The organism is Pseudomonas sp. LS-2, assembly GCF_003605735.1.
Classification (GTDB): domain Bacteria; phylum Pseudomonadota; class Gammaproteobacteria; order Pseudomonadales; family Pseudomonadaceae; genus Aquipseudomonas.
On sequence record NZ_QXTJ01000022.1, the window covers coordinates 3,352 to 26,960 of the forward strand.

Sequence of the window (23,609 nt, forward strand, 5' to 3'; positions counted from 1 at the left end):
CGTGTGATGAGCCGGGTGACCACCGCGCCGGGTTTGAACGCGCTCGGCGCGTTGCCGGTGACGTCGATGATCTGCGCCGGGGCCAGAATGGCACTGCTGCTGAAACCACTCAGGCGGGTGCGGTCGTTGAGGTAAAGCTCGTGACGCAGACGGGCATAGAAGTAGCCGCTTTCGCTTTCGAGTTTTTCGTACTGATTGAATTTGTCGCCGAGCACGGTGTAGAGCTCGGCGTAGTGATAGGCCTCGCCGTAGGTTGTCGTCGAGCCCCGGCTCTGATCGACGTTGCTGTCCAGTCTGGCGGCAGCGTTGCGCGGGTCGTAGGCGCGAAAATGGATGTTCTTCTCCACCACCTGATGGCTGACCTGCAAGCCCCACACCGCGTCCTCGCCGGTGCTCGCCAGCCCCGATTGCGCCAGGTGCGGCATCTTCATGCCGGGGTTGAGGTAGTGACGCTGATCGTCGTTGAACTCGACCACCTCGAACAGCCCACTCTCGTTGGTCCTGAAGCGAAACCAGATGCCGACCTCGGCGAGAATCCGGGTGATGAACGCCAGGTCGCTTTCACCGTACTGCATCACCTGTTCGCGGCGTGGGTATTCGCGCAGCAGGTTGAACGAGAATTCATAGCCCTCGAATTCGTGCCGGCTGCGCAAAATTCTTGCGACGATCTCCGGCACCGACTGGTGCTGGTAAATGCGGTACTGGCGCCCGCGATCGAGCAGCGCCAGACGCGGCTGCATCACCACCGAATAGTGCGCCTCGTCCCGCGAGGCAGACAGCCGCTTGAACGCGGTGATCCTGCCGCACAGCGTGCGCAGCGGTTTGACCTCGGGCACCGGCAGGCCGCGATAGACCTTGGGCAGCAGATGGGCCGCGACATGCAGGGTAAAACTGGCGTCGCGGGCGAGCATCTGCTCTGGGCCGATGTCCAGATCGGACGAGGTGAATTCCACGCTGTAGCGAAATGGCTGGTTGAGTTGTTCGTCACCCTCGAAGGCGAGGACGTCGATAGGGGAATCGCAGCCGTCGATGTGCAGCTTGTGGCGGCTGTGGTCGAAGAAGGTCACGAGTCTGTCGAGCATCAGCAGACCTCCGGAAGCGTGGTGGTGTCGCTGGCGTCGCAGGCATCACCGAACTCGATGATGACGCCCTCCTCGTCGCTGTAGCCGAGGGTCACATCGCGGGTGTGCACGCGGGCGGCCTGGCGCTCCAGCAATTGCTGGCTGAGCACCGGAAGAATCTGTTGATTCAACAGACTGTCGATGTTGCGTGCGCCGCTGTCGGGCAACAGGCAGGCGGTGACCAGCGCATCGTGCAAGCCTTCATCGATTCGGCACTCAAGGGCGTAATGTCGCCTCAGGCGCTGCACCACCTTGTGCAGTTTGAGCACGACAATGCGCTTGAGCGCCGTGGCGTTTAGCGGGCGATAGATCAGGGTCTGGAAGCGCGCCAGCAGCGCGGGCTGGAAGTGCTCGCGAAGCACCGGTCGCAGACGTTCTTGCAGCGTGCTGTCCGGGGCATTGGGCTCTGTCTGCAGATGGCTTTGCAGCAGGTCGCTGCCCAGGTTGGAAGTCATGACGATGACGGTGTTGCGGAAGTCGATTTCACGACCTTCACCGTCGCGCATGAAGCCACGGTCGAAGACCTGGTAAAACAGGTTCAGCACATCGCGGTGGGCTTTTTCCACTTCATCGAGCAGCACGACACTGTAGGGCCGTTGCCGCACCGCTTCGGTCAGCACACCGCCCTGGCCATACCCGACGTAACCCGGTGGCGAGCCCTTGAGCTGGCTGACGGTGTGGGCTTCCTGATACTCGGACAGGTTGAGGGTGATCAGCGACTTTTCGCCACCGAACAGAATGTCTGCCAGGGCCAGCGCGGTTTCGGTTTTACCGATGCCGCTGCTACCGACTAACAGGAATACGCCCAACGGTGCAGCGTCGTCGGTCAGACCGGCGCTGGCTGCGCGCAATCGCTGCGCCAGGGCGTCCAGCGCCTGGTCCTGACCGATGACCCGATCGGTCAGACGGCGCTCCAGGGTCAACAGGCTGGTCTGTTCATCCTTGAGCAGGCTGCCCAACGGAACGCCCGTCCAGTCGGCGATCACTTCGGCGACACTGCGAGCGGTCACGTCGAGGCAAAGCAGCGGGCTGTCCCCTTGAACCTCATCCAGGCGCTGTTGCAGCGGTGCGCAGGATTGCACCGCACACGCCTGCATCTGACGGGCGTCGAACAGTTGCCGAATCAGATCCTGCTCACGGGTGTATTGCTGCTGCAACTGCGTCAGTTCGCGGTCCAGCGCGGCCTGTTGTACCGCGATCATCGACAGGCGTTCATCGGCGCCTCTGCCGCTGACCCGTGCGTCGTGCTCCAGCGCCTCCCTTTCCAGTGCCAACCCTGCTTGCCGAGCCTTGAGCCGCACCAGTGCCTGGGGCTCGCAATCGAGACTCATGCGAACCCGGGCGCTGGCGGTGTCGAGCAGGTCGACGGCCTTGTCCGGCAATTGCCGGCCGGGCAAGTAGCGACGCGACAGCAGCACGGCGGCCTGGATCGCCGCATCGTGAATATGCACGCCGTGATGACGGGCGTAACGGGCTTTCAGGCCACGCAGCATGAGCGTTGCGCTGGCGTCGTCAGGCTCCTGGACCTTGATCATCTGAAAGCGTCGTTCGAGCGCCGCATCGCGCTCGAAATACTGTTTGTATTCGCTCCAGGTGGTGGCGGCGATGGTGCGCAGTTCGCCTCGGGCCAGGGCCGGTTTGAGCAGGTTCGCCGCATCGGCGCCGCCTGCCTGGTTGCCGGCACCGATCAGGGTATGGGCTTCATCGATGAACAGCAGAATCGGGGGCTGGGCGTTCTGCACCGCCTCGATGATTTTTTTCAGGCGCTGTTCGAACTCGCCCTTCACTCCCGCGCCCGCCTGCAAGAGTCCCAGATCCAGGGTGCGCACACTGACCGGTTTGAGACTGTCCGGCACGTTGCCCTGGACGATACGCAGCGCCAGACCTTCGACCAGCGCGGTCTTGCCGACACCCGGTTCACCGACCAGGATCGGGTTGTTCTTGCGGCGACGACTGAGCACGTCGATGACCTGACGGATCTCGTCGTCGCGTCCGAAGACAGGATCGATTTCGCCCCGTCGGGCCTTGGCGGTCATGTCGTGTGTGAACGGGTCCAGCAGCGCATCGGAGGATCGATCGGCAACTGTCTCGCCCACCGCCACGCCCTCCTCATTTGGCGCTGAGGGTTGAAATTCGTATTCGCGATCTTGCGCGTCGGGGCGCTCGTCGGAGTGTTGATCGAGCAGAGAAAACAATGGCTGCAACTGCGCGTCACTCAGGCTGAGCAACGGCCAGGCCGCCTCGCACACCAGCAGTTCGGGGGTGTCAATCAGCGCCGCGAGCACATGGGCCGAGCGCAGGTGCTGAACGTCCCCGTCGAGCGAGGCGCGCAGCCAGGCGTTCTTGATCAGTCGCTGCAAGCGGTCACACAACTGCGGCTTGCTTTGCACGGTTCTGGGCAGGCTGTCCAGGTGGCTCAGCAGTCCGTTCCACAGCGCGTCCATGTCCCACTCGTAACGGCGCACGATATGCACCAGGTCGCCCTCGCCCTGCCCCAGCAGTTTGAGGAGCCAGTGCTCGATGCTGATCTTCCCGTGGCCCCGACTCTGACACAGCGACGCCGCTGCGCTGAGCGCCTGCGCACAGTAGGGGTTGAGACGGCGGAGCAAACGCGAGGCGTTCTGTGCCATTGGAATTCGTCCTTGTCGTTGCTGGCTGTGAGCAATCGCCACAGCCAGCATCAGGTTGAAATGCGCTGCATCGGTCCGGGGCTTGTTGAAGCGAGCCCGGCCCGGCGCAGCGGAAACCGGCAGGCGAACACGCGCCTGCCGGTGATGGCCTATCAGGCCGTCTGGCGTTCGTTCCAGGCGTCGGAGTGGATGATGTTGCCGTCCTTGTAGGTCCAGGTGATCTTCTCGTAGCGCAGTTCGACGGTTTCCAGGTGGTTGTGCTTCTCCTTGGTCGGGTCCTTGACGTCATGCATCTTCGGTGCGACGCGAACCACCTTCACGTTCTCGAGCAGCGTGTTGAAGTACTCGACCTCCTGCCCGGCGTCGTCGATGCGGTACCACTTGAACTCCGCACTCTTGAGGGTCTGCCCGGTGCCCACCGCCTTGTAGAGGTACGGGCTGCTGGCATCGATTTCCTTGGTGAACAGGAACGGCGTATGCACCCGCGCGCCCGTCAACTTGCCGGTGTTGTTGTCGGTGGGGATGTAGACGCTGTGGTCCTGAGCGACCACCTCGACGCTGCCCTCGCGGGACTGCACATTGACCGAACCCTTGATGTCCGCACCGCCGTCATCTTTCAGCCACAGGTAAACGGGAATTGCCATTTGAAGCTCCTTTTTCACGGTTGAGTGGTCGCCAAAGGCGCCACAGGTTGTCTGTCCGGCGCGGAGAAAAGCAGCTCGCACGCGCCCTCTTCCCGCACCAGACGGATATCGACGCGACGGTTGGCCGCGCGTCCTTGAAGGGTTTCGTTACTGGCGACCGGTTGACTGGCACCCAGGCCCTGCACGGCAAAGCAGCTGTCGGGAATGCCTCCCATGCGTTGCATCCAGTCGCGCACCGCTTCGGCACGCGCACGGGACAGGGCCAGATTGCGGACTGGATTGCCGGTGGCGTCGGTGTGACCGGTGATCACGATCAACCAGCCGGCACGCACCTTGATGTTGACCAGCGCGTCGATCAGCACCCTGGCGGCGTCCGGCTTGAAGTCGGCCCGGCCGGAATGAAACAGCGACAGGCTGTCCAGGCGCACCGGTCGTGAAGGTTCCGCAACCGGCTCCGGGGTCGGCGGGCTGTATCCAGTGATCGCCTCCCAGACCGGCGCTCGCAGTCGTTCTGCGCGGTACAGCCCCAAGGCCATCGACAGCGGCTCGCCGTGGCGGTAGTGATCGTCCAGACGCCGAGCGTCCTCGCGCAGCGCCGCCAGCGCGTCTTCGAGCAAAGCCAGTTGAGGGGGATTGCGGTCGCTCAGCGAGTACACCGAGGCGTAGCGGCTCAGATCGTCACTGACCTCGCGCATCAGCCGCGTGTTCTGCCAGGCCGAATTGATCAGCGCGACCACTGCCGCCGCCGTGAACATCCACAGGGCGATGATCCCGGCGCGCCGCCTGGCCGTGTCACCGCCGTGCCTGGGCAGCAGCGCCAGGACGGGGTCTGGAAACGGCACTGGCGTGACGTTGTCGGGCGCTCGCCCACCGCCGGCCAGTACACCGGTTCTGTCGATCAGCCAACGTTCCCAGAGGCTGCCCGCGTGACTGTCGCCCATCGCCGGAACCAGGGTGATCGCCCACGAGACGGGAAGGTCAATGCGATGTCGCCCCGGCATCGTCAGGTGCGATACCACCGCCAGGTTCAACCAGCTCACCAGACTTCTGAGCTGAACAATGGTCTGCAGGCGTCGCGCCCGATCCGCGCCATTACCCGCCTGCTCTTGCCATGCCTCGACGCTGAGAACTTCGCCGTTGAGTCGCACGTTCGGCGCGGGCCCGGCGGTCTCCCAACTGAACCAGACGCTTTCGCTGCACTGGGTTTGCAGGTAACTGATCAGGACCAGCGGCAGCGACAGAGCCCGCCGGCGGGCCAGGATCAGTTGGTGGTACAGCGCACGCAGTTGTCCTGCCAGAACGGCCTGGTCCGAATGCTGCTGCGGATCGACGATGAGCATCACGCTCAGCTGTCGCCCCCAATCCGGCCGAAGGGTGAGCAGACTGGCGACCATGTCCGGCAGACGCTGCACCTCCGCCACGCGGACATAACACCCCTGACGGGTCACTCGCAGCGCTGCCTGCCCAACCGCGCGTTCATCGAACAACCCGGGGGGCACCACCCCACAGACCAGAATCACGGGTCGACGGTAGCCTGGCGCCGGCAGCGCGGCGAAACCGGACAACGGCAAGGACTGTTGCCGACGCCGCACACGTCGCTTCACCGACCGCCCTGCAACAGCGATCACTGCCACGACCATGACCATCGTGCCCAGCCGTATCGGCGTGGGCAGCGCGAGCAACGCCAGCAGCGCCAACGCCAAGGTGCCGCCCCACAGGACAAGCCCGTAAATCAGTCTGGCTGTCATCGGCCCGTCACCCCTGACCTGTCGCGAGGGCGGCGATCTGCCGCGCCAGCAGCTGGTCGAGCCCCCACCAGACCAGGGTCAGCACCAGTACGGCGATGACGCTGTGCATGGCGAACGAGCGCCAGATCGGGTTGTGCTGTCCGGTCCGAGCTGCCGTTGGCAAGGCCTGATCGACGCTCAACGGGGCCACTCGCGCACTGAGTTCGCTCAGCAGTTGCTGGCGCTCCGGGTGATCGAGGTCCTTGTACCGACCGCGAAAGCCCAGCATCAGCAACCGGTGATAGACCGTGAGCACATGAGGATCAGGGGACGGTTCACGCAGGACCTGGCGCATCTCTTCATACAGAAACTCGCCCGCCTGATGGCGGCTGAAATAGCGCGCCTGCAGCGGTTCTGTCGCCCACAGGGCGCGAGCGTCCGGCCCGCCATGAAGCAGCACGGTTTCGTCGAGCAGCGCGCATTGGGCGTGACTGATCAGGGCAACGCTTTGCGAACTGGCATGGGCGCCCTCAAGTTGTTTGCGCACGCGGTTGATCTGCTCGATGCACAGGTCCTGGAGCGTCTGGCTGTCGATGACCCGGCCACCCTGTTTCAACCCGATGACCAACAGGTAGGTGTCCTGCAGCAGCAGGTCGGGCTCGACGTCCACGGCCTTGATTGGCGTTTCGTTGAACAGGCTCATGTGCGCAGCACCGCGAACAGTTCAAGGCTGATGTCCGGCAGCGTGGCGGGTACATAGAACGCACAGACCCCTTGCGCCAGGACCGCCTGACCCTGAGGATCGCGCAGGTCGAGCACGAAATACTGGTTTTCCAGACGCAGCGGGATCGCGGCAGGAACGTGGCTGAGCGGTCGCAACGGCACGCCGTCGAGGGCAACGTTGATGAGGTGGTCGACATCGTCGGGCGTGCCGACCTTGCACAGACGCGGGAACTGGGCCTGCAACTGCGCCGCCGACTCGCGGCTGCGCACCGACAGATAGAAATCGGCCGAATCAGGCTCGCGCAATCGCGGGTCGTTCAGCGAAACCTTCCAGCGATTGCGACCGGTTTCTTCCAGTTCAAGTGCGATGACACGCGATGGCAGGCTGGCCTCCAGCAAGATCGATATCAGCCGGAACAGGGGTGGAAAAACGTCCTCCAGAGCGTTATGTCGATAGACCGGGATGCTCTCGGCGTCGTGCTCCAGCGAGAAGGTCAGGAGAGCCCCGGCAAACCTGACCATCTCCAGATAGACCTGTTCTGGGTGCCGCGCCGGGTGATCGATGAGATCGGCCAGCACCGGCTGATAGGTGTTCAGGGCGTTGAGCAGCCAGAACAAGGACACATCCGCCACCGCGAAGTCGGCCATGCGCTGGTTGCTTTCGCGGCGCATGCCCATGAGGCGTTGACGCTTGGCCATCAGTTGGGTCAGTAGATTATCGAGGTGCGTGAGCAGGCCAGGGTGCCCGGCAAAACTCAGCAGTGGCGCAACGTACCCGGCGTCCAGCGTCCAGATGCCCTGCCCGTCACGCAGCAGACGCGCAATCGGACAGGTGACGAAATTGGCGTTGTCGTCGCGGTCCAGACGAAGGCTGAGCACGTGCTCCAGCACCGCCACCGATTGCTCCTCGTCGCCCATCAGGTCCGGCACCGAGCGCCAGTCCCGGCGATAGCGCACGGGCCTGTCGCCTTCGGCAACGTCGAACAGGCAGTTGTTGCCGTTGGCGTGCTCGAGCGGCAGCGCCAGCAATACGGTCAAGCCCTGCCCCGCCTCCAGCGGCAACGCGTCCAGTTCCAGCGCCAAAGGCAGGCGGTCGACCTGATCGGTGTCGATCAGCGTACCGTCAGGCAGGCGCAGGCGAATGAGCGACGCCTTGAGTTTGCCCAGGCGCAAGGCCTGAGCATCGAAAGTCACTGCACGCACACCCCACGGATGCACCAGTGAAAGGTAAGACAGACAGTCGTCGCTCCACGCCTCCCAGCGCGACTGCTGCTGGAATTGCTGCTGAGACAACACTGCGCCGGCGGCCCACAGAGGGCGGTCGATTTTCATGATCGGAGCACCTTTGTCGGACGTCAGGCCTTGGCCTTGGGCATCTGGGAAACCAGCGAAAGATTCACGTCCATGCCTTCCACCTGAAAATGCGGCACGGCGTAGAGGGTGCTGCGGAAGAACCCCGGATTGTCGTCAATGTCCTCGACCACCACCTTGCCGTCCCGCAGCGGGTGCGAGGCCTGCAAGTCGTCGCCGGGGTCGGTCATCTCGGTGACCAGCCCGCTGATCCACTTGTTCAGCTCCAGCTCCAGCAGGCGACGATCCTTGGTAGTGCCGATGTTTTCCCGCTGGATCAGCTTCAGGTAGTGGGCGATCCGCGACAGCAGGAAGATGTACGGCAGGCGCGAATTGATCCGGCTGTTGGCCGTGGCCTCGGGGGTGTCGTACAAGGCGGGCTTCTGCGCCGAGTTGGCAGAGAAGAAGCAGCCGTAGTCGCGATTTTTGTAATACGAAAGGGGGATGAATCCGAGGTTGGCGAACTCGAATTCACGGGTCTCGGAAATCAGTACCTCCGAAGGAATCTTGACCTGGCTGCCGGTGCCCAGGTCATACAGGTGGATCGGCAGATCGGTTACCGCGCCGCCCGATTGCGGGCCGCGGATCTGCACGCACCAGCCGTTGGCGATAAAGCTTTTGACCATGTTCGCGGCGAAGGCGAAAGACGCGTTGGTCCACAGGTATTTGCCGTGGTCGGGGCCCTTGACGCTTTCGACGTAATTGAAGCTGCGCACCGGGATGGTGTCCGGCCCATAGGGCAGGCGCCCCAGCACACGGGGCATGGTGAGGCCGATGTAGCGGGCATCGTCGGTGTCGCGGAAGGCTTTCCATTTGAGGTATTCGGCGCGGTCGAAGTAATTGCCGATGTCCTTGATCGCCGCCACCTCTTCCATTGATTCCTTGCCGAAGAAAGCAGGCCCCACCGAGCCGATGAACGGCATGTGCGCGGCGGCCGCCACCTTCGAGATGCTGCGCAGCAGGGCAATGTCCTGCGGACTGCGGTCGAATTCGAAATTGGAAATGGCAGCAGCGATCGGCTCGCCACCGGGGGTGTCGTACTCTTGGGTGTAGGTGTGGATATACAGACCGCTCTGGGATATTTCAGGCGCGTCCTCGAAATCCTGCACCAGGTGATCCTTGCTGATATCCAGTAACTCAATGCGCACGTTCTGTCGAAAATCGGTCTGATCGATCACAGACTTCACGCCCCGCCAAGTGGACTCGACACGTTGAAACTCGGGGTGATGCATGACCGCATCCAGTTGACGGCTGATCTGCGCATCAATTGACGCGATGTGTTCGTCGAGCAATGTTTTATCCAGCCGCTCGACGGTACGTGAAGACTGTTTTAGCAGATCAAGGAATACGCTGACCGCTGCGGTCACGCGTTCATCCGCCGACGTCTCGGATAATGTTTCGTTATTTTGAAATGCTTCAATATCCCCGAGTGCCGCTACCGGACTGAGGTTTATTTTGTTAAACAATGCGCTGTATACACTCTGGTGTGTTTCGGGCAATACAGTGCCGCCGTCCGACACTGCGGAAGTTTGTTTAAATGACATATTGAAAACCTGCTTTAAATAAACGGGACGTTTAAATAGTGTCGCGGGACGACAGCCCTGCCAGTTCGTTGCGAAGTGCGTTACTGAGCCCTTCATCCTTGAGAATGCGCTCCAGTTCCTGACGGAACGTGGCGTTGTCGAGCAGGTTGGACTTGAGGTCGCGCAGCAGGTTGCGGGTGGCCAGAAGCGCCCGTAATTCTGGGATCTGCCGCGCCACCTGTTCGGGTTCGAAGTCCTTCATCTGCTGGAAGTCCAGCGCAACCGAGGTGTCCGAGCCTTCGGGGTCGAAGGTGTTTTCGACGGTCAATTTCAGCGAGGGGGAAAATTCGGAAAGCACACTGTCGAAGTTTTGCTTGTTGACATTGACCTTGCGCCGCTCGGACAGCGAACGCTGTTCGCGGCCGTTGCTGTAATCGCCCATCACCATCAATTTCAACGGAAGTTCGACCTGCTGCTGCGCACCGCCGGTGTGCAAATCGAGTTTTATATTGACTCGGGCCTTGGGCACTTCATTCTGAAAGCTGTTTGAAGCCATAACTCCTCCACGGGCAACACTTGCAATGACGCATTGGGGAAAGGTTCTGGATTGCCGAACCTTTTTATCAGACAAGGGACACTGGCCCAAGCGGCCAAACATCAATAATTGTAAGCACGAATACGGGGCTGAACATTCAAATGAAGTTCAATGAGCGGCAAGCCTAATGGCCTGGAGTTCAAATCGCCAGCCACTGGAGACAGGACAGGAAGTTTCTTACTTTTTTCGAGAAGGGTCTTACAAAATGAGCCTTGTGTGGAACTCATTGAAGAAGGCAGGACCCCGGAAGTTAGAGCGATCCGGGGATTTTCATGCAGATGTTCACGCAAATGATGACAGATGCCACGAGCGAGCCCCGATAAGCGAGGACCTGCCTCAGGCGCGGCCCACGCCCTCGAATGCCACGTCGACGAGCAGTGCAGGATCGAGGCTGCGAATGCGCTGTTCGATATGGTAGGCCCCGGCTTCGGCATAGCGCAGGTAAGCGCGGTTGCAGACCACGCACACCCAGAGTCTGCAGCGGTTGTAGGGGAAGAACTGGGCAGCGATGGGGGCGTCGACCGACCAATAGGACGTGCCCGAAGGATGGTATTCATCCAGGGTCAGGTCCTCTTCCTCGGCGGCGATCAGAGAACCGACTTCCTTCAGTTGGCTTTCCTTGAGCGACACCGGCAGCCCTTCCCAACCGGCAAACGATCTGGACATGCAGGTACAGGGCTGGGTGACGGTGCTGGAGCGATGGGCGTATTGCTGCAGTTGCGCAAACGTGAGCGGCGTGAACATGGGCGGCACTCTTGGCAGATGGAAGCTTCAGACTGGGCATTGTGCAGCGCCGCCGAATTTCTGCCTACCGCAAAACCGCCGTTGTTTACGCCGAATTCAACGCATGACCCGGCGGGTCATATGCCCGCCGGCAAACGGATAGGAAACATACAGGCCCGAGTCGACCTGCGCCCGTGAAGCCTGGGCTGTGGCGCGGACCTTCGCCGACGCGTCCAGCAACTGCTGTCGCGCCAATCGACCGCCCTCGACCGCATCGACGATCGCCTGCGCAATGTCATCCAGCCCGGCATCGCTCGACACCAATAAAAGATGGGCGCCAGCGCGCAATGCCGTGACCGCGGTGTCAGCGATGCTGTTCCCGCGCAGGATCGACACCGCGTCCAGATCGTCAGACACGATCAACCCGTCGAACGCCAGGGTATCGCGCAGCAAGCCGATAATCGTTTGCGAAGTGCTCGCGGACTGATGTGGATCCAGCGCCGGGAACACCGCAGGGCCCGGCATGATGGCCTGCACGCCAGCGGCGATGACTTGACGGAACACCCCCAAGCCATCTTCCAGTGCTTCTGCAGGTCCAGGCACATGGGCGCACGCCACGGCGGGGTCGTGCTCGGTCTGGTAATGGCCGGGGAAATGCTTGGCAGTGGCGATCACGCCTGCCCGTTGCACACCACGAATGAACGCGCAGGCGATGCGCGACACCTCAGCGGGGTCGGGCCCCAGATTGCGGTTGTGCAGCCATGGATTGACGCCGGTCACCACATCGACGATGGGCGCCAGAAACAGGTTGATGCCCATGACTCTCGCCGAACTGGCCATTTCGTAGCTGTGAGCTTCGATTTGCGTGGCACTCAGATCCTTGAGCGCCGAGGCCGTCGGCATGCCGGGGACCAGCTGATGCAAGCGCTGAATGCCGCCCAACTCCTGATCCACGGCCACCAATACCGGCGCGCCCGCACACGCGGCCGCTTGCTCGGCGATCCCCATGAAGTGCGTCTGATTTTCGGAGCGACGGCGTTCGAAACTCATGTGACGGGCGAGGTATTCGTCACGGGTTTCGCCCAACAGGATCGATACCCCGCCCCGGTTCAGACAACGGCGCACGGTTTCGTCGAGCTCCAGCCCGGCGAACGCCGGCAAAAGCACAGAATAGGCGGCCCGCTGCAGTTCGTTCGACATTCGTCACCTCGTGCTCGGTTGATGGCATTTGCGTCCGATAATGAGGGATATCGCGACACCAATGCTCGTTTACGCTCACTTTAATCATTAACCGAGCAAAGTCAACGCTCGTTTCACGCAGGCAGCTCGATCGAAACGAGCACAACAAGGCAATTTCATACGGGTATGGGTCTCACGGCCGTTGGCCAGAGTCGAAAGCCTATAGCGGTCCCGCGTGCCGGCAGCGGCGTCATCAACAGGTTTGGACCACGCGCAGATCCGGCAACGAAAAACGGCCGCCCTCAGGGGCGGCCGTTTTTATTTGCGGGCCTGCTTCACGTCGGACAGCCGACTGCTCCATCATTCAGGTTCTGCTTGTAGTTCTCGTAGTGCAACGTGGCCTTGCCGTTGACCCACTTCAGGGTCAGCACCAGTACCGAGTCGAAGTCGTCGCCCGTCCAGTCCCTGACCAGCTTGAGATCCTTGCCGGAAGCTTCTTTGGCCACTTTGTTGATCAGCTCCGGCAGGTAGCCATGGGACCAGGCGGTGTAGACCGTGGCGTTGTGGTATTTGTCGCGCATCAACTCGTCCGCCAGGTCGCTGGTGTCGTTGGCCGCAAAGTCGATATTGACCGGCAGACCCAGTTTGATGGCGCTCGGGCCCACGGTCATCAATGGACGCAAGTAGCTGTAGGAATGGTCGCCCTCACCCTCCTCCACGTGACGGCTTGGGTTGGCAGCGAAGATGAAGTCGGCATTGCCGAAGGTTTTCGGCAGCACCGTGGACAGGTCGATCGCACGGTTCAGCCCTTGGCAATTCAATTGGCCCAGACCCATGTCGGGCTTTTCCGCGTGGCGCAGAAACACCAGGGTCTGCGTGCCATTCTTTGGTTCCGCATGCACGCCCTTTCCGACGGTGAACCAGAACACTGCGGAACAGATCAACAGGATCGGCAAAAGGAAATAAGCGAAACGCTGCAACGCGGCGGAGAAAAACGGGGATTTGAGAAAGGTCATGATGGCCTGGATTCTTATGGTGCATGAAGGGCTGTGCGCCCTGTGCAACGTCCCTGTTAACTGGCGATCGGCTGGCCAGTGCAGGCTAACGAAGCATTGTGTCCGTATGAAGAATGACCATCAGAGGGGAAATCGCTTCAGAGGTTGCACGCAAACCCCTGATTTTCGGTATTTTTCGCCGAACGGTATGTAAGAGGATGTATCCAGCGGATCTACGCGACGGCCTCACGCGCCTTGTAACGGCTGCAGACCACCGCGCTGACCACCACCGCCAGCCCCGCCAGGCTGTACACCCACGACGGTGACGCGATGGGCAGCAAAACCCCGGCCAGCAGCGGCCCGACCCCGGCACCGACGTCGCGCCAGACAGCGTTGCCGGCCAGCGCCTGCACCCGCCCGGCGCCCGGATTGCGCTCGGCGACCAGGGTGGTCACCAACGGCAATTGCAAGGCCCGCAAGATCAACACACTGCCCGCGCCGATGATCAGCCAGTGGAAGCCAAAGGCGGTGAGCGCCAGGGTCGTCAGCGCCGAGAAGAACACCAGCATGCGCACCGCGCCGAAACTGGCGGCAGCGCGTCCACCCAGCGGGCTCAGGAGCATTTCCGACGCATAGCGCAGCGCGAGCAGAACGCCTGCGATGAACACCGCGTTGCCGCCCAGTACCGACTGCGCCTGCAACGACAGACCGAAAATGAACAGCCCGTCCAGCGCGACACCTTCGATGAAGGACCACATGGCAATGCTGTCCGGCGCCTTGAATCGACGGCCTCCGGCGCTCGGCATGGCGTGAGGAATCTTGGGCAAACCCTTGGCGACCCACAGCGCGGCGAGCGAAAAGAAAGCGAGAATCAAGAAAATCAGACGTGGCCCGAAATGCAGGCTGATCAGTGCGCCGATGGGCAGTGCCAGCATCGGCCCAATGGCAATGATCGCGCGGGACGTGCCCGCTCGCCGTGCAGCGCCCCCCGCCTCGGACGTCGCCAACGCCTGGGTGGACAGATTCAGCGCACCGAAGGTCAGGCCCCATCCAAGGCGCAGGATCAATAACCACCAGAAACCGGTGAAGAACGAATTGCCGAACGCACAGAGTGCTGACACCAGCGCCGCCAGCATCACCGTAGGGCGGTCGCCGTGCCGAGCATAGAAACGCACCACATAGCTGTAGCCGAAGATCCGCACCAGGCGGTTCGCCGCCAGCAAAACCCCAGCCTCGGCCAGGCTGATACCGAAGGCATCGGCGTTCATGGGCAGTAACAAGTAGAGCAGGACATCGCTGGGCAAGCACAGACTGAGGACGGTCGCCGCACGACGGGAAGCGGAATCGGCATCTCGGGCAGGGGCAGACATGCGCAGAAAGGTCCTGTAACACAATTGAATTCGCAGCATGCAGACCGTGGCTATGCCTGACAACCTTTGATTCGGTTTTTTTAGCCCTCGGATGCCGGCTTCCACCTCTGAAGCAGCACCGCTCACCGTCGACAGCGATCATTGCCCAGGCCACCGCCGCCAAGCCGGGCCGCGCCAGCGTGTGCAAACCCCGAGCCCGTGGCCTGAGATCACCTTTCATCCGATCCCGAGTTGACGACGCGCGCGCTTTGGTGTTTCCTGAAACCGGTTTCAGAGCGATGCGCTCTTGGTAAAAGCCTGCTGATAAATCCAAAAAAGGGTCAGGCCTTGAACAACATGTCAAACCCGACGCGTGCCCGCGTCACCATGAATGACGTCGCCGACATGGCGGGCGTTTCGAAGGCCAGCGTCTCGCGCTTCATCGGCGAAGACCGGCAATTGCTGTCCGAAGCCATTGCCCGGCGCATCGAACACGCCATCGACACCCTCGGTTATCGCCCCAATCAAATGGCACGTGGCCTCAAGCGCGGTCGTACGCGCCTGATCGGCATGCTGGTGGCCGACATCCGCAACCCCTATTCCATTGCCGTCATGCACGGCGTCGAAACCGCCTGCCGCAAACACGGCTACAGCCTGGTGGTGTGCAACACCGATCGCGACGACGAGCAGGAACGCCTGCATCTGGCCGCGCTGCGCTCGTACAACATCGAAGGCCTGATCGTGAACACCCTCGGCCATCATCTGGATGAGCTGCGCGAACTGCACACCGAGCTGCCGATGGTGTTGGTGGACCGCAAGGTCGATCAATTGCAAAGCGACCTGGTCGGGCTGAACAACATCGCCGCCGTCGAGCAGGCCATGGATCACCTTTACCAGTCGGGTTATCGCGACATCCTCATGGTCACCGAACCGCAGGACGGCACCAGTTCGCGGATCGAACGTGTCGATGCCTTCAAGGCCGGGGTCGCCCACCGCTCCGGAATGCGCGGCCAGGTGCGCGAAACCGGCGACAACCTGCGCGATCATCTGCGCGACTTCCTCGCGGACAGTGGCCACGGTCACAAGGCGCTGTTCACCGGCAACGGCGTGGCGACCCTGAGCAGCACCCGCCAGTTGCACGAACTGGGTTGTCATCTGTTCGACGACATCGGTCTGATCGCCCTCGACGAACTGGACTGGTACCCCCTGGTCGGCAGCGGCATCACCTCTCTGGCGCAACCGACCCACGACATCGGCGTGACCGCATTCGAGTGCCTGCTCGAACGCCTGCGCGGCGATCAGGAACCGGTCAAGACCTACGATTTCCCGGCTCAACTGATCGTGCGTGGCTCTACGCGGCCGCGATCCTGAATCCCCCTTTTCGTACCGCAGGTCTTCGGGCCTGATTATTTGCAGAACTTTCTTCGAGGCCGTTGTCTCGAACAAAAATGAAACCGGTTTCAGAGGACAATAACAATGAAGCGATTCCCCGTTGCCATCAGCCTGGGCGCCTTCGGTGCCGATCTTGTTCGCGAACGCGGACAGGCGAGTTTCATCCCCCTTCTGGTCAAGGCTGGCGTCAGCCGCATGGAACTGCGCGAAGAACTGTTCACCGGGCGTGAGGATCTGCCGGCCCTTGGTCAAGCCATTCGCGCACAAGGTCTGGAATGCCTGTATTCGGCGCCGCTGGAACTGTGGTGCGAAGGCGAGCATCAGCCCAACCCTGAACTTGAACCGACCCTGAAGCAGGCGTCTGCCTGCGGTGCGGCATGGCTTAAAGTCTCCCTGGGCCATCTGACTGAAGACAGCGACGTGGCCGCCCTCGCCGACCGCCTCGCCCGCTACGACGTACACCTGTTGGTCGAGAACGACCAGACCCCGCAAGGCGGTCGTATCGAGCCGTTCACTGAGTTTTTTGCCCGGGTGGACGCGTTGCAGATGCCCATCGGCATGACCTTCGACATCGGCAACTGGATGTGGCAGGAACAGTCGGCCACACGCGCCGCCCGCGAGCTGGGCCGCTACGTCGAATACGTGCATTGCAAAGCCGTAGTGCGCAATCCGGCCGGCAAACTGATCGCAATTCCACCCGAAGCGAGCGACCTGCAGCAGTGGGAGCAATTGCTCACGCACATGGCCCCAGGCCTGCCCCGCGCCGTCGAATACCCGCTGCAAGGGGAAGACCTGCTGACGGTGACTCGCGTTCAGGTCGATGCCCTTGCCCGGCTCGGCCAGGCGTGCGCTTCAGTGTCGACGTCCGTTCAACGTTCCGCCGAGGTCGCGAGCCATGTCTGATATCGATATCCTTTCGTTCGGCGAAACCATGACCATGCTGGTCGCCGAACAGACCGGCGATCTGGCCCAGGTGCGTCATTTCGAAAAACGCATCGCTGGCGCCGACAGCAACGTCGCCATCGGCCTGTCCCGTCTGGGGTTCAAGGTCGCGTGGCTGAGCCGGGTCGGCAACGATTCCATGGGCCGCTTCGTGACCGACAGCCTGCAACAGGAAGGTGTCGATTGCCGCCATGTCGCCGTCGACTCCGCTCATCCCACTGGCTTTCAGTTCAAGTCACTGGAGCTCGAAGGCGCCGACCCCGTGGTCGAGTATTTCCGTCGCGGGTCGGCGGCCAGCCACCTGTCGGTCAACGACATCGTGCCCGAACTGCTCAAGGCCCGACACCTGCACGCCACCGGCATTCCTGCTGCACTCTCGGACACCTGCCGCGAGTTGTCTCATGTGCTGATGACGCAGATGCGCGACGCCGGACGTAGCGTGTCGTTCGACCCGAATCTGCGGCCTTCGCTGTGGTCCAGCCAGACGACGATGATCCGCGAGGTCAACCGTCTGGCGAGTCTGGCCCACTGGGTAATGCCCGGCATGGCCGAAGGTGAATTGCTCACCGGCTACGACACCCCGGCCGACATCGCGAAGTTCTACCTGGACATGGGCGTAGAAGCCGTGGTGATCAAGCTCGGTCCCAAGGGCGCGTATTACCGCACCCAATTGACCGAAGCCTTCGTGCCCGGCGTGCCGGTGGCCAAGGTCATCGATACCGTGGGCGCGGGCGACGGCTTTGCGGTGGGGGTGATCAGCGCGCTGCTGGACAACCTCGGTTTCGCCCAGGCCACCGCGCGCGGCAACTGGGTCGGCAGTCAGGCCGTGCAAAGCCGGGGCGACATGGAAGGTCTGCCCACCCGCGCCGCCTTGCAGGCCGCCGACCTGCACGAATCACCACGACGACAGACCGCCTGATCACCCGTTATGCGTGCACACCCGTACCCCTTCACCTGCTGCGACAAAAACAACATGCTCAGGGAGCCCTGATATGGAAAAGCTACTCGAAACCGTCAAGCACGCCGGCCTCAAACGCCGCTGGCTGCTGATCATGCCGATCGTCTTCATTACCTACAGCCTGGCTTATCTGGACCGTGCCAACTACGGCTTCGCTGCCGCTTCGGGCATGGCCGAAGACCTGCATATCACCCCCGGCATGTCGTCGTTGCTGGGGGCGTTGTTCTTCCTTGGCTACTTCTTCTTTCAAGTGCCTGGCGCGATCTACGCACAGAAGAAGAGCGTCAAGAAGCTGATCTTCGTCAGCCTGATTCTGTGGGGCGGCCTTGCGACTCTGACCGGGATCGTGTCCAACGCCTACATGCTGATCGGCATCCGCTTCATGCTTGGCGTGGTCGAAGCGGCGGTGATGCCAGCGATGCTGGTGTACCTGTGCTACTGGTTCACCAAGGCCGAACGGTCGCGAGCCAACACCGTGCTGATCCTCGGCAATCCGGTGACGATGCTCTGGATGTCGGTGGTGTCGGGCTATCTGGTGGCGCATTTCAGCTGGCGCTGGATGTTCATCGTCGAAGGGCTGCCCGCGGTGATCTGGGCCTTTATCTGGTGGCGTCTGGTGGATGAGCGTCCGGCTCAGGCCAAATGGCTGACTGCTGAAGAGAAGACCGAGCTGCAAAAACGTCTGGACGCTGAACAGGTCGGCATCAAACCGGTGAAGAACTACGCCGAAGCCTTCCGTTCGCCAAAAGTCCTGCTGCTCGCCGCGCAGTATTTCTGCTGGAGCATCGGCGTCTATGGCTTCGTGCTGTGGCTGCCGACCATTATCAAGAAAGGCATGCAGATGGACATGGTCGAGGCCGGCTGGCTCTCGGCGCTGCCTTATCTGGCGGCCGTGATCGGGATGGTCGTGGTGTCCTGGGCCTCGGACAAACTGCAGAAACGCAAACTGTTCGTCTGGCCGCCCCTGCTGCTGGCCGCGATCGCGTTCTACGGTTCCTACGCGCTGGGCACCGAGCATTTCTGGTGGTCCTACACGCTGCTGGTGATCGCCGGCGCCTGCATGTATGCGCCGTACGGTCCGTTCTTCGCCATCGTTCCGGAAATCCTGCCGTCCAACGTCGCTGGCGGTGCCATGGCACTGATCAACAGCCTCGGTGCTTTGGGCTCGTTTGCCGGTTCCTATCTGGTGGGCTACCTCAACGGCGTCACCGGCACCTTGAGCGCGTCTTACCTGTTCATGAGCGGCGCGCTGCTGGTTTCGGTGGTGCTGACGCTGCTGCTCAAGCCGGACAACTCCGCAAAGCCGGTGCGCGATGAGACGAATGTTCGTCGCACGCCTGCGCATCCCTGATCTGGAAATCATTCGATGAACAAGCACGTCATTCTGTACAAGAAACTCTCGGCACCCCTGATGGAGCGCTTACAGGCGCAGGCCGAGGTCACGCTGATCGAAGACCCGAAGACACCTGACGGCCTGGCCCGTCTGCGTGATGCGCTGCCGCACGCCGACGGTTTGCTCGGCGCCAGCCTCAAGCTCGACGCACAACTGCTGGATCTGGCGCCGAGGCTCAAGGTGGTTTCCAGCGTGTCGGTCGGTGTCGACAACTACGACATCGACTACCTCACCGGTCGCGGCATCCTGCTGAGCAACACCCCGGACGTCTTGACCGAAACCACCGCCGACACCGGGTTCGCGCTGATCATGGCCACCGCCAGGCGGGTAGTGGAACTGGCGAGCATGGTGCGTGACGGCCAGTGGACGCAGAACATCGGGCCTGCGCACTTCGGCACTGACGTGCATGGCAAGAAGCTCGGCATCATCGGCATGGGGCGGATTGGCGAGGCCGTCGCGCAGCGGGGCCATTTCGGCTTTGGCATGCCGGTCCTTTACCACAGCCATTCGCGCAAGCCGGCAGTGGAAGCCCGGTTCGACGCGCAATACCGAAGCCTTGACGCGCTGCTCCAGGAAGCCGACTTCGTCTGCCTGACCCTGCCGCTGACCGCAGAAACCGAAGGCCTGATCGGCGCCGAACAATTTGCATTGATGCGCCCGGAGACGATCTTCATCAACATCGCGCGCGGCAAAGTGGTGGACGAACAGGCCATGATCGAGGCACTGAAGAACCGGCAGATCCGTGCGGCCGGGCTCGATGTGTTCGAGCGTGAGCCCTTGCCTGCGGACTCTGCGTTGTTGCAACTGGATAACGTGGTGGCAACGCCGCACATGGGCTCGGCCACTCACGAGACGCGGGAAGCGATGGCGCGGTGTGCCGTCGACAACCTGCTCAGTGCGCTGGCCGGGGAACGGCCGAAGGACTTGGTGAATGAAAAGGCCTGGTCTTCCCGTCAGGCTTGAAAGATGTGCGGAACTGTGAGAGCTGGCTGGCGAATGCGGTGCATCATTACAACATGGGTGACTGGCCCACCGCCTTCGCCAGCAAGCTGGCTCCCACAGCCTTCGCCCAGAATCAAATGCTCAAACCACACCGCTATCTCGCTTCTGCCCGGAGGGCGTGGGAGCCAGACTTGTCGGCGATCTGCCGGGTACCGGCAGTAAGATCATCCACCTCGGTGCATCAGGCACACCGCATGCGCAGGTTTTGCTGCCGTTGCGCGCCAGATCGCCGAAAAGGTGGAGCGCCACCCCGGTGGCTCCCACGCCCTTCGGGCAGAAGCCGTTCGGTGTGTCTGCCTGCATCACTGCAGCGTGTGGCCTACCGGGCTTCTGTGCTGAGCCCCAAACATCTTAAGAGCGCGCTCGCCCGCGCCGGCCCCCACGGCTTTCGGCCAGAATCAAAAGCTCAAACCACACCGTAATCCTGCTTCTGCCCGGAGGGCGTGGGAGCCACCGGGGTGGCGCTCCACCTTGTCGGCGATCTGCCGGGTACCGGCAGTAAGATCAGCCAGCTCGGTGCATCAGGCACACCGCACACGCAGGTTTTGCTGCCGCTGCGCGCCAGATCGCCGACAAGGTGGAGCGCCAACCCGGCGACTTCCCACGCCCTCCGGGCAGAAGCCGTTCGGTGCGTCTGCCTGCATCATTGCAGCGTGTGGCCTACCGGGATTCTGTGCTGAGCCCCAAACATCGTGACGACCTTACGCATTCGCCAGCAAGCCAGCTCCCACAATTTCAATCCGTGCACAGCCGGATCTCCTCGTCAAATCACAAACCGCGTGACCATCGCCTTCAGGTCCACCGCCAGACGCGACAGTTCGTGACTGGCGGCGCTGGTCTGGTTGGCACCTGCCGCCGTCTGCGCCGCCAGATCGCGGATGTTCACCAGATTGCGATCCACTTCCCGCGAGACCTGCGCCTGCTCCTCCGAGGCGCTGGCGATCACCAGATTGCGTTCGTTGATCTGCGAGATGGCTTCGGTAATGAGCTCCAGCGCATCCCCGGCCGAACTGGCCAGGCTCAAGGTGCTGCGGGTGCTGTCGGTGTTGCGTGACATCGACTGAACGGCATCGCCGGTGCGTGTCTGGATCCCGGCCACCATCTGCTCGATTTCCGTAGTCGACTGCGCCGTGCGATGCGCCAGTGCGCGGACCTCGTCAGCCACCACCGCGAAACCACGCCCGGCCTCCCCGGCCCGCGCCGCCTCGATGGCCGCGTTCAGCGCCAGCAGATTGGTCTGTTCGGCGATGGAACGGATCACGTCCAGCACCTTGCCGATGTCTCGGCCCTGTTCCGCCAGCCCCTCCACCAAGCCGGTGGCCGCTTGAATCTGCTGGGTCATGTCCTGAATCGACTTGAACGTCTCGATCACCCGATCACGACCGTGACGCGCGGTCTGATTGGACTGCTGCGACGCTTCGGAGGTCGACACCGCGTTGCGTGCCACTTCCTCGACCGCGGCGGTCATCTCGTTGACGGCAGTTGCGGCCTGTTCGATTTCATTGTTCTGCTGTTGCAGCCCGCGAGACGATTCTTCAGTAACCGCACTGAGTTCTTCTGCGGCAGAGGCCAGTTGCGTGGCCGAACCGGAGATCAACTCGATGGTCTTGCGCAAGTTCTGCTGCATGGTTGCCAACGACTTCAACAATTGCGTGGCTTCGTCCTTGCCATCCACTTCTATGGGGCGGGTCAGATCGCCAGCGGCAATTTCCTCGGCGACACGCACCGCTCTAGATAGCGGGTTCACGATACTTTTAGTCAACAGCCACGCCAGTAAGATAGTCATTAAAGCGGCAATGACCGAGACCGATATAACCCCCACGTTCGCGCCGTCGTATTGCTGTTTCGACACCAGGGTCGCGTCAGCCGCGTTGTCCTTGTTAATGGTGATGAGTTGGTTGATCTGGACACCCATGAGGTCGGTGGCGTCCTTCATTCGGGTATTGATCAGGTTGCGCATGTCTTCGGTCTTTTCCTGACGGGACAAGTCCAGCACTTGCGCCTGTACGTCGAGAAAGGTCGCCAGCGTGGCTTCGAACTGACGAAACACCGCCAACTCTTCGCCCTCGGCCGGCAAGGCCGCGTAACGCTTCGTGGCGTCCTGCAATTTGCCGATCAGCTCGGCGATACGGCTTTCCGTTTCCCGCAGCGCCGCAGGCTCACGATTGACCAGCGTGCGGAACGAGGTGATGCGCAGACGCAGGGTGTTCTCCAGCATGTTGCCCAGGAAACCGACGCTGGGGAGCTGGTTGGTTTCCATGTCTGTGGTGGCCTGTCGAATCACGGCCATGCGATTGAGCGCGAAAAAGCCCAGTCCGATCACCAGTACGGCGATGAACGCGAACCCCAGGAATGCACGCGGTGCGATGTTCATGTTTCTTATCGACATGGAATGTCTCTCTTCAAAGATCCGGCTGAGTGCATCCGTGCGTCGATCAAACACCAGAAACTTCTTTTCGTCTCTTTGGTAAATGATGGCCACAATCTGAACTGCCGTTTGAGGCAATTACGTTGCGCCTTCCGTGCTATCGGCAATGACCCGCTATTTATTCAGTGGGCTTTAGTGTTTTTTTTAAACAGCTGTTTTGCGGGATCCAATACTGCAAAAGAAAACGTTTGCGCAGTTTCGCCAAGACGTTAGTTCCACTTAGTGCCCTTTCATGTGTTTTTCACATCGGATCGTTATGATTGGCAGCGGCCAAAAAGCAGCATTAGATGATGGCTCTATGCCTTATTTGGAAATAACGATTCAGCAGCAGTTGAAAGCCATCTGTCGCTATAAAGGAATATGACCGCGCGCAAGGAAGTGTAAATTTTTTCTTTCTGTAGGATTTTTTTCCTGTTGATGTCAGTAGTCGGTGCTACCTTTACCTGACTCAACAACCCTGGATCCACGCTTCGATAAACGTCAGACCAGAAAAATGCAACGCGGCGCTCTGGCTCACGTGTTGACCGTTACCGAAGCGAGCGTAAAGAAACCGTTTCCTGCCCTGCGGAGCTTTTAGAATTGCCCGATTGAACGAGGTGGGCCCCATGAACAAAGTCACGTTTCCCAACGCCTGCCAGCTCATGCGCTGGCATTTTCATCCCGTCGGTTTCGAAGCCAACATGGACGCCCCCAGCAGCATGGTCGCGCGCCTGTTCGATCGCGCCAGCGGCGAAACGGTGATCGCCATTGCAGGCATTCCCTGTCAGACGGTGATGAACGCGATGGACGTGGAGCGCATCATCGAGGCGATTGAGCTGGAGCTTGAGACCTTCGTGCCGCATCAGGGGCTTTATCTGAATCGGGCTTGAGTTCACCAGCCGACGCCTCGTCACCCTCTTCCTCATCACGCCCTTCCTGGAAACGCCCTTGTAGCA

The 23,609-nt window shown here is 61.4% G+C and carries 19 protein-coding genes and 1 pseudogene; 6 read left to right on the top strand and 14 right to left on the bottom strand.

Annotated elements, in window-relative coordinates:
* The 12 genes from D3M70_RS31955 to D3M70_RS12685 all read right to left on the bottom strand — a co-directional run.
* A partial coding sequence (locus tag D3M70_RS31955; protein ID WP_165869793.1) for a type VI secretion system Vgr family protein occupies positions 1-1,082 on the bottom strand: 1,082 nt, incomplete at its 3' end.
* Entirely contained in the window at positions 1,082-3,751 is a 2,670-nt protein-coding gene (tssH, locus tag D3M70_RS12635; protein ID WP_120126093.1) for a type VI secretion system ATPase TssH, read from the bottom strand. The genes D3M70_RS31955 and tssH, both read right to left, overlap by 1 nt.
* Positions 3,752-3,903: 152 nt before the next feature.
* Positions 3,904-4,395, bottom strand: coding sequence for an Hcp family type VI secretion system effector (locus tag D3M70_RS12640; protein ID WP_120126094.1), 492 nt, complete (start codon positions 4,393-4,395; stop codon positions 3,904-3,906).
* A gap of 14 nt (positions 4,396-4,409) precedes the next feature.
* Positions 4,410-6,143, bottom strand: coding sequence for an OmpA family protein (locus D3M70_RS12645; protein ID WP_120126095.1), 1,734 nt, complete (start codon positions 6,141-6,143; stop codon positions 4,410-4,412).
* Between the two features lie 7 nt (positions 6,144-6,150).
* The gene (tssL, locus tag D3M70_RS12650) at positions 6,151-6,825 is read right to left on the bottom strand and encodes a type VI secretion system protein TssL, short form (RefSeq protein ID WP_120126096.1); all 675 of its coding nucleotides are present in this window, start codon (positions 6,823-6,825) and stop codon (positions 6,151-6,153) included.
* A complete protein-coding gene (gene tssK, locus D3M70_RS12655; protein WP_120126097.1) occupies positions 6,822-8,177 on the bottom strand; it encodes a type VI secretion system baseplate subunit TssK in 1,356 nt (451 codons plus the stop codon). The genes tssL and tssK overlap by 4 nt, the downstream gene beginning before the upstream one ends.
* A 23-nt stretch (positions 8,178-8,200) precedes the next feature.
* Positions 8,201-9,739 (bottom strand): type VI secretion system contractile sheath large subunit, encoded by a 1,539-nt coding sequence (gene tssC, locus D3M70_RS12660; protein ID WP_120126098.1) that lies wholly within the window; start codon positions 9,737-9,739, stop codon positions 8,201-8,203.
* Positions 9,740-9,770: 31 nt separating this feature from the next.
* Positions 9,771-10,274, bottom strand: coding sequence for a type VI secretion system contractile sheath small subunit (gene tssB, locus D3M70_RS12665; protein WP_120126099.1), 504 nt, complete (start codon positions 10,272-10,274; stop codon positions 9,771-9,773).
* A 375-nt stretch (positions 10,275-10,649) separates the two neighbouring features.
* The gene (locus tag D3M70_RS12670; protein WP_120126100.1) at positions 10,650-11,057 is read right to left on the bottom strand and encodes a hypothetical protein; all 408 of its coding nucleotides are present in this window, start codon (positions 11,055-11,057) and stop codon (positions 10,650-10,652) included.
* Positions 11,058-11,153: 96 nt separating this feature from the next.
* A complete protein-coding gene (locus tag D3M70_RS12675) occupies positions 11,154-12,236 on the bottom strand; it encodes a glycoside hydrolase family 3 N-terminal domain-containing protein (protein ID WP_120126101.1) in 1,083 nt (360 codons plus the stop codon).
* Positions 12,237-12,550: 314 nt separating this feature from the next.
* Positions 12,551-13,231, bottom strand: coding sequence for a hypothetical protein (locus D3M70_RS12680; RefSeq protein ID WP_120126102.1), 681 nt, complete (start codon positions 13,229-13,231; stop codon positions 12,551-12,553).
* Between the two features lie 212 nt (positions 13,232-13,443).
* Positions 13,444-14,580, bottom strand: coding sequence for an MFS transporter (locus tag D3M70_RS12685; protein WP_120126103.1), 1,137 nt, complete (start codon positions 14,578-14,580; stop codon positions 13,444-13,446).
* A gap of 336 nt (positions 14,581-14,916) precedes the next feature.
* On the opposite strand from D3M70_RS12685, the gene D3M70_RS12690 reads away from it, so the two are divergent.
* The 5 genes from D3M70_RS12690 (at position 14,917) to D3M70_RS12710 (ending at position 20,207) form a co-directional block, all read left to right on the top strand.
* The gene (locus tag D3M70_RS12690) at positions 14,917-15,930 is read left to right on the top strand and encodes a LacI family DNA-binding transcriptional regulator (protein WP_218568418.1); all 1,014 of its coding nucleotides are present in this window, start codon (positions 14,917-14,919) and stop codon (positions 15,928-15,930) included.
* 105 nt (positions 15,931-16,035) lie between these two features.
* Positions 16,036-16,854 (top strand): sugar phosphate isomerase/epimerase, encoded by an 819-nt coding sequence (locus tag D3M70_RS12695; protein ID WP_120126105.1) that lies wholly within the window; start codon positions 16,036-16,038, stop codon positions 16,852-16,854.
* Positions 16,847-17,812 (top strand): sugar kinase, encoded by a 966-nt coding sequence (locus D3M70_RS12700; RefSeq protein ID WP_120126106.1) that lies wholly within the window; start codon positions 16,847-16,849, stop codon positions 17,810-17,812. Before D3M70_RS12695 ends, D3M70_RS12700 begins: the two co-directional genes overlap by 8 nt.
* A 73-nt stretch (positions 17,813-17,885) precedes the next feature.
* A complete protein-coding gene (locus tag D3M70_RS12705; RefSeq protein ID WP_120126107.1) occupies positions 17,886-19,202 on the top strand; it encodes an MFS transporter in 1,317 nt (438 codons plus the stop codon).
* A 15-nt stretch (positions 19,203-19,217) separates the two neighbouring features.
* The gene (locus D3M70_RS12710; protein ID WP_120126108.1) at positions 19,218-20,207 is read left to right on the top strand and encodes a D-glycerate dehydrogenase; all 990 of its coding nucleotides are present in this window, start codon (positions 19,218-19,220) and stop codon (positions 20,205-20,207) included.
* An 802-nt stretch (positions 20,208-21,009) separates the two neighbouring features.
* Here the strand turns inward: D3M70_RS12710 and D3M70_RS34180 are convergent.
* Together D3M70_RS34180 and D3M70_RS34185 are read right to left on the bottom strand one after the other, a co-directional pair.
* Positions 21,010-21,873 (bottom strand): methyl-accepting chemotaxis protein, encoded by an 864-nt coding sequence (locus D3M70_RS34180; RefSeq protein WP_375232968.1) that lies wholly within the window; start codon positions 21,871-21,873, stop codon positions 21,010-21,012.
* Positions 21,868-22,635: pseudogene (locus D3M70_RS34185) on the bottom strand (MCP four helix bundle domain-containing protein); the annotation flags it as partial. The pseudogene D3M70_RS34185 and the gene D3M70_RS34180, both read right to left, overlap by 6 nt.
* A gap of 626 nt (positions 22,636-23,261) precedes the next feature.
* On the opposite strand from D3M70_RS34185, the gene D3M70_RS12720 reads away from it, so the two are divergent.
* On the top strand, positions 23,262-23,543 hold the full coding sequence (locus tag D3M70_RS12720; RefSeq protein ID WP_120126109.1) for a DUF1652 domain-containing protein: 282 nt from the start codon (positions 23,262-23,264) through the stop codon (positions 23,541-23,543).
* The last annotated feature ends 66 nt before the right edge of the window (positions 23,544-23,609 follow it).

What these genes read in the sequence shown, in the direction of transcription:
- tssH (WP_120126093.1), bottom strand. Translation starts at nt 3,751, where the DNA reads ATGGCACAGAACGCCTCGCGTTTGCTCCGCCGTCTCAACCCCTACTGT.
- D3M70_RS12640 (WP_120126094.1), bottom strand. Translation starts at nt 4,395, where the DNA reads ATGGCAATTCCCGTTTACCTGTGGCTGAAAGATGACGGCGGTGCGGAC.
- D3M70_RS12645 (WP_120126095.1), bottom strand. Translation starts at nt 6,143, where the DNA reads ATGACAGCCAGACTGATTTACGGGCTTGTCCTGTGGGGCGGCACCTTG.
- tssL (WP_120126096.1), bottom strand. Translation starts at nt 6,825, where the DNA reads ATGAGCCTGTTCAACGAAACGCCAATCAAGGCCGTGGACGTCGAGCCC.
- tssK (WP_120126097.1), bottom strand. Translation starts at nt 8,177, where the DNA reads ATGAAAATCGACCGCCCTCTGTGGGCCGCCGGCGCAGTGTTGTCTCAG.
- tssC (WP_120126098.1), bottom strand. Translation starts at nt 9,739, where the DNA reads ATGTCATTTAAACAAACTTCCGCAGTGTCGGACGGCGGCACTGTATTG.
- tssB (WP_120126099.1), bottom strand. Translation starts at nt 10,274, where the DNA reads ATGGCTTCAAACAGCTTTCAGAATGAAGTGCCCAAGGCCCGAGTCAAT.
- D3M70_RS12670 (WP_120126100.1), bottom strand. Translation starts at nt 11,057, where the DNA reads ATGTTCACGCCGCTCACGTTTGCGCAACTGCAGCAATACGCCCATCGC.
- D3M70_RS12675 (WP_120126101.1), bottom strand. Translation starts at nt 12,236, where the DNA reads ATGTCGAACGAACTGCAGCGGGCCGCCTATTCTGTGCTTTTGCCGGCG.
- D3M70_RS12680 (WP_120126102.1), bottom strand. Translation starts at nt 13,231, where the DNA reads ATGACCTTTCTCAAATCCCCGTTTTTCTCCGCCGCGTTGCAGCGTTTC.
- D3M70_RS12685 (WP_120126103.1), bottom strand. Translation starts at nt 14,580, where the DNA reads ATGTCTGCCCCTGCCCGAGATGCCGATTCCGCTTCCCGTCGTGCGGCG.
- D3M70_RS12690 (WP_218568418.1), top strand. Translation starts at nt 14,917, where the DNA reads ATGTCAAACCCGACGCGTGCCCGCGTCACCATGAATGACGTCGCCGAC.
- D3M70_RS12695 (WP_120126105.1), top strand. Translation starts at nt 16,036, where the DNA reads ATGAAGCGATTCCCCGTTGCCATCAGCCTGGGCGCCTTCGGTGCCGAT.
- D3M70_RS12700 (WP_120126106.1), top strand. Translation starts at nt 16,847, where the DNA reads ATGTCTGATATCGATATCCTTTCGTTCGGCGAAACCATGACCATGCTG.
- D3M70_RS12705 (WP_120126107.1), top strand. Translation starts at nt 17,886, where the DNA reads ATGGAAAAGCTACTCGAAACCGTCAAGCACGCCGGCCTCAAACGCCGC.
- D3M70_RS12710 (WP_120126108.1), top strand. Translation starts at nt 19,218, where the DNA reads ATGAACAAGCACGTCATTCTGTACAAGAAACTCTCGGCACCCCTGATG.
- D3M70_RS34180 (WP_375232968.1), bottom strand. Translation starts at nt 21,873, where the DNA reads ATGCAGCAGAACTTGCGCAAGACCATCGAGTTGATCTCCGGTTCGGCC.